The 2,000-nt window shown below is 44.4% G+C and carries 1 protein-coding gene; it reads right to left on the bottom strand.

The features are described 5' to 3' along the window. Window positions 1-362: 362 nt before the first annotated feature. Window positions 363-1,682, bottom strand: coding sequence for a D-alanyl-D-alanine carboxypeptidase (locus tag PSE7429_RS22730; RefSeq protein ID WP_009629752.1), 1,320 nt, complete (start codon window positions 1,680-1,682; stop codon window positions 363-365). Between the last annotated feature and the right edge of the window lie 318 nt (window positions 1,683-2,000).

Genomic DNA, 2,000 nt, shown 5'->3' with positions numbered 1-2,000 from the left:
GTAGTTTATCAATAATCATGACTGTAGATGTGCTTTTCTTTTTCATCTACTTTAGGCAGTTTGTATCTCTTTTACTCTGCCTTTTTTTCCTTTTTTAGTCTAAACTCCAGTCTTCTAGATACCATTTAATAATTGCAGCCCGACTTCTCGCGCCACCATAGAGTTTAATCATCGTTGTTCCTAATTATTTACAAAGTATTGAAGTACACAGGTTTTCATTGTGCCCAAGGCACATAAAACCTCATACAGCAATTTTCGATCAAAAGAACCACAAGAAACTTTTTGAAAGTGTTGCTTCGCAACACTTTCAAAAAGTTTCTTGGTTTGGATTGGAGCGTAAAGCGCTGTAAATTGGTATTAGATTATTGCTTGACGATCTCATTGCGATCGCTATCGCGCCAAGGAGTTTCGACAAAACTAGGAATCGGTGACTTGGGTAAACCCCATTTTGTAACTAAATATTGAAGTACGCGATCTTGCGATCGATGAAACGCATCAATATCACCATCACCACGATTGACGATCGCAAACCATATTGCGCCATGCTGCTGGGTTTGGACAACTCCTGCTAGGGAGCTGACATCCGAGAGCGTACCAGTTTTAAGGATGGTTCCTTTCGGTATTTTGCGCCCTTCAATAGTACCGCAGTTACAATCGCTACTGGGGAAGAGATCGGCGAGGGTTAAGCCTTCCACCTGAGCCCGATTATGCACTGCCATCAAAATTGCGACAACCGCACGGGGAGAAATTTGATTAGATTGTCCTAGCCCCGAACCATTAATCAATCTAATTTCGGAAGCAGGCATATCCGTAGCATTAGAGGCGATCGCCGCCACCTGTTTGCCTCCGCCCAATTGTAAGGCAATCATTTCTGCCATCTCATTATTGCTAAAGGTATTCATCCGCTTCAGAATTTGCCAGAGGGGCAGTGATGCGTGACGAATCAATAATTTACTTGTGGAAATATTCGCTGGGGAGAGATTGGGGACAGCTCGGACATTACCAAGAACGGTAATCTGGGGTTTCATTGTTCCCGCTGGCATAGTCGCATACTGCTCAGCAACCTCTCCATCCCATCGACTGCTATCTAGAGCTAAACGGAGTAAATTAGCCACTTCCTGAGGATTAGCCTCGAAATTCATCGCAAATCTACCCGTGACAATCAGATTACCCTGAATTCTTTTAATACCTAGTTGATTGAGTTTATTGCCAAGGGCGATCGCCTCTTCCCACACAAAAAACGGATCGCCACCACCCTCAATAATCAGATCTCCTTTGAGAATGCCACCCCCCAGATTGCCCGTACTCCAGATATTGGTAATAAAGCGATAGTTAGAACCCCATGTTTGCAACGAAGCCAGAGTGGTCGCAATTTTAGTAAGTGAAGCCGTTGGCAAAGGTTGGCTAGATAATCGACCTGAGGCAATCTCGCCATCGTGGGACTGAATCCATACTCCTTGATCGGGATGAGTTAACCCTGCCTGCTTGAGTTCGTCGAGCATAATCGCGATCGCTTGATTCACCACTGGATTGGGTAGCGCCTTGGCGCTGGCTTCCGCGACTAAAACAGGACGGGTAACATAGCTCATTAGCGATCGAGGAACTGTTACCACCTCACGACCATTGAGGGCTTGGGTCGAAACCGATAACAGCAAAGCGCCTACTAGACTCCACATTGTCATTAGGTAAACCAAAACTAGAATGAACAAATATCGATTCACAAAAGTGTTATCACACTTTTGTGAATTAAAAACTAAACCTCGTAAGGGTTTTCAAGTTAAGGAATGGCGTAGCCATTTCTTAACTTGGTATAAAACTAGAATACATAGCGATCGCTAGTGCTGTTCGGACGTAAACCCCAGAATCAAAACCTATAGTGCACGTGCAGCGTGCGCTATAGGTTTTGATTCTGGGGGTTTATATTTAATTGCGCCTAGCTACTTACAGCGCTTTGCGCTCAAACCCAAACCAAGGAAATTTTTGAAAGCGTTGCTTCGCAA

Source organism: Pseudanabaena biceps PCC 7429 (assembly GCF_000332215.1).
Taxonomy (GTDB): Bacteria; Cyanobacteriota; Cyanobacteriia; order Pseudanabaenales; family Pseudanabaenaceae; genus Pseudanabaena; species Pseudanabaena biceps.
Note: the sequence above shows the minus strand (reverse complement) of the source record. Positions and strands in the feature narration are given on the sequence as shown.